This is a genomic window from uncultured Ralstonia sp. (genome assembly GCA_913056305.1).
GTDB lineage: Bacteria > Pseudomonadota > Gammaproteobacteria > Burkholderiales > Burkholderiaceae > Ralstonia.
In genome coordinates this window covers 1-3,188 of the sequence record CAJXMR010000350.1, presented here as the reverse complement: position 1 = coordinate 3,188, position 3,188 = coordinate 1, and the positions used below count along the sequence as shown (strand labels likewise).

The 3,188-nt window shown below is 67.7% G+C and carries 3 protein-coding genes and 1 pseudogene; all 4 read left to right on the top strand.

Going from position 1 to position 3,188, the window contains the following annotated elements; all coding sequences use genetic code 11:
• Positions 1–119, top strand: a pseudogene (locus QZ609_RS25845) (UDP-N-acetylglucosamine--N-acetylmuramyl-(pentapeptide) pyrophosphoryl-undecaprenol N-acetylglucosamine transferase); the annotation flags it as partial.
• Positions 120–134: 15 nt separating this feature from the next.
• The gene (gene murC, locus QZ609_RS25840) at positions 135–1,583 is read left to right on the top strand and encodes a UDP-N-acetylmuramate--L-alanine ligase (RefSeq protein WP_295501165.1); all 1,449 of its coding nucleotides are present in this window, start codon (positions 135–137) and stop codon (positions 1,581–1,583) included.
• Positions 1,580–2,575: a D-alanine--D-alanine ligase gene (locus QZ609_RS25835; RefSeq protein ID WP_295501162.1), complete on the top strand. Its 996-nt coding sequence runs from the start codon at positions 1,580–1,582 to the stop codon at positions 2,573–2,575. Before murC ends, QZ609_RS25835 begins: the two co-directional genes overlap by 4 nt.
• Positions 2,576–2,596: 21 nt before the next feature.
• On the top strand, positions 2,597–3,188 hold a 592-nt coding region (locus QZ609_RS25830), incomplete at its 3' end, for an FtsQ-type POTRA domain-containing protein (RefSeq protein ID WP_295501160.1).

The window sequence follows — 3,188 nt, the reverse complement described above, 5'->3', positions numbered from 1 at the left end:
CACTCGCGTCCCTGACGCGTGCGCAATTGGCCGATATGGCGGCCAAAGCACGTGAACAGGCAAGGCCGGAAGCGGCCGAGCGTGTCGCCGACGTGTGTGTTGCGGTGGCACGGGCATAGGGAAGGAATCGACTTATGAAGCACATCGTCAAGAACATCCATTTCGTCGGCATCGGCGGCGCCGGCATGAGCGGCATCGCCGAGGTGCTGCTGAACCTGGGCTACCGTGTGACGGGCTCCGATCTGGGTGCAAGCGCCACCACGCAGCGCCTGGCCTCGCTGGGCGCCACGGTCATGCAGGGCCACGCGCCGGAGCATGTGATCGGCGCCAACGCCGTGGTGGTCTCCACCGCCGTGCGCGGCGACAACCCGGAAGTGCTGGCCGCACGCGCCAAGCGCATCCCCATCGTGCCGCGCGCGGTGATGCTGGCCGAGCTGATGCGCCTGAAGCAGGGCATCGCCATCGCCGGCACGCACGGCAAGACCACCACCACCAGCCTGGTCGCCTCCGTGCTGGCCGAGGGTGGGCTCGATCCGACCTTCGTGATCGGCGGCCGCCTGAACTCCGCCGGCGCCAACGCGCGGCTGGGCACGGGCGACTTCATCGTCGCCGAGGCGGACGAATCCGACGCGTCGTTCCTCAACCTGTTCCCCGTGATCGAAGTCATCACCAACATCGATGCCGATCACATGGACACCTACGGGCACGATTTCGCGCGCCTGAAGCAGGCCTTCATCGAGTTCACGCAGCGCCTGCCGTTCTATGGCATCGCCGTGCTGTGCGTGGATGACCCGAACGTGCGCGAGATCCTGCCGTTCGTGTCCAAGCCGGTGGTGCGCTACGGTTTTTCCGAGGATGCCCAGGTGCGCGCCGTCAACGCGCGCGCCGTCGACGGCCGCATGGAATTCACGGTGATCCGCCAGCTCAACGGTCATGCCGAGCCGCCGCTGTCGATCACGCTCAACCTGCCGGGCCTGCACAACGTGCAGAACGCGCTGGCCGCCATCGCCATCGCCACCGAGCTGGAAGTGCCGGACGAGGCCATCGTCAAGGCGCTGGCCGAGTTCAACGGCGTGGGCCGCCGCTTCCAGCGCTACGGCGAAGTGCCGACCGCGGATGGCAAGGGCCGCTTCACCCTCATCGACGACTACGGCCACCACCCGGTCGAGATGGCCGCTACGGTGGCCGCCGCGCGCGGCGCGTTCCCGGGCCGTCGCCTGGTGCTGGCCTTCCAGCCGCACCGCTTCACGCGCACGCGCGATTGCTTCGAAGATTTCATCAAGGTGCTCGGCACGGTCGACGGCTTGCTGCTGGCCGAGGTGTACGCCGCCGGCGAGCCGCCCATCGTGGCTGCAGACGGGCGTGCGCTCACGCGCGCGCTGCGGGTTGCGGCCAAGATCGAGCCGGTGTTCGTGGAACAGATTGAAGACATGCCGCAGGCCATCCTGGACGCGGCGCAGGACAACGACGTGGTCATCACCATGGGTGCAGGTTCGATCGGGCATGTGCCCGGGCAGGTGGTTGCGCGGCAGGCGGAAGTGCGTACCAACGTGATCGATCTCAACGGAGGGGCGGCAGCATGAGCACCGGTCCGTTTGTCTCGCATCCGACGCTCGATCCCAAGTCGCTGGGCAAGGTCGGCGTGATCTTCGGCGGCCGTTCGGCCGAGCGCGAGATCTCGCTGCTGTCGGGCAATGGTGTGCTGGCGGCGCTGCGTTCGCGCGGCGTCGATGCGCATCCGTTCGATCCGGGTCTGCAGCCGGTGGCTGATCTGGCCAAGCAGGGTTTCGACCGCGTGGTGATTTCGCTGCACGGCCGCTTTGGCGAAGACGGCACGATCCAGGGCCTGCTCGAGCAGTTCGGCATTCCCTACACCGGCAGCGGCGTACTCGCGTCTGCGCTGGCGATGGACAAGGAAGCCACCAAGCGCCAGTGGCAGACCCATGGCCTGCCCACGCCCGACTTCGTCATGCTGCACGCCGGCGCCGACTGGCAAGCCGTGGCCGATCGCCTGGGCCTGCCGCTGATCGTCAAGCCGGCGCGCGAGGGCTCGTCGATCGGCCTGACCAAGGTAACCAGCGTGGCCGAGCTGCCCGCCGCGTACGAGAAAGCCGCGCGCCTGGACCGCGACGTGATGGCCGAGCAGTTCATCGACGGCGACGAGCTGACCTGCCCGGTGATCGGCGAGGGCGAAACAGCGACCGCGCTGCCGCTGATCCGCATCGTCGCGCCACAGGCCAACTACGACTACCAGCACAAGTACTTCACCGACGACACGCGTTACGAGTGCCCGGCGCCGATTCCGGCTGACGTGGCCGCGCGCGTGCAGGCGCTGGTGGTGCAGGCCTATCGCGGGCTGGGCTGCCGCGGCTGGGGCCGTGCGGACATCATGCTGCGCAAGTCCGACAACGCGCCGTTCCTGCTCGAGATGAACACCTCGCCGGGCATGACGGGCCATTCGCTGGTGCCGATGGGCGCGCGTGCGGCGGGCATCAGTTATGAGGATTTCGTGTTGCAGCTGGCGGCGACCGCGTCGCTCGAGCTGCACGCGAGCAGTGATTGGAAACCGGAATAAGCAAAAGGACACGCATTGGCCATGTGGAACAACCCCCGTCTGCTCAACGCCGTCGCGAGCGTGCTGTATGCGCTGCTCGCGCTTGGCGGCCTGAGCCTGGGCGTGTTCTGGCTGATGCAGCGCCCGTTGTTCCAGCTTCAGCAGGTGCGCGTGATGCCGATGGCCGGCAGCGAACTGCGCCACGTGAATGGGCCGAGCGTGCGCGCCAACGCGCTCCCCAAGCTGCATGGCAATTTTTTCACGCTCAATCTGGACGACGCGCGCGCCGCCTTCGAGTCGGTGCCGTGGGTGCGCCGCGCCAGCGTGCGTCGCGTATGGCCACACGGCCTGCTGGTGGAAGTGCAGGAGCACGAGGCGCTGGGCACCTGGGGCGGCAACGACTCCGGCAAGCTGGTCAACACGTATGGCGAGGTCTTCGTCGCCAACCTGGCCGAGGCCGAGGAAGACGCGGATCTCGTGGCCCTGGCTGGCCCCGCGGGCAGCGAACAGGAAGTGGTCGACAAGCTGGAGACCATGACCGCGTGGTTCAAGCCGATGAACACCGAGCCCGTGAGCGTCACGCTCACCGACCGCTACGCCTGGCGCGCGCGGTTGTCCAACGGCACGGTCATCG

What these genes read in the sequence shown, in the direction of transcription:
- QZ609_RS25835 (WP_295501162.1), top strand. Translation starts at nt 1,580, where the DNA reads ATGAGCACCGGTCCGTTTGTCTCGCATCCGACGCTCGATCCCAAGTCG.
- murC (WP_295501165.1), top strand. Translation starts at nt 135, where the DNA reads ATGAAGCACATCGTCAAGAACATCCATTTCGTCGGCATCGGCGGCGCC.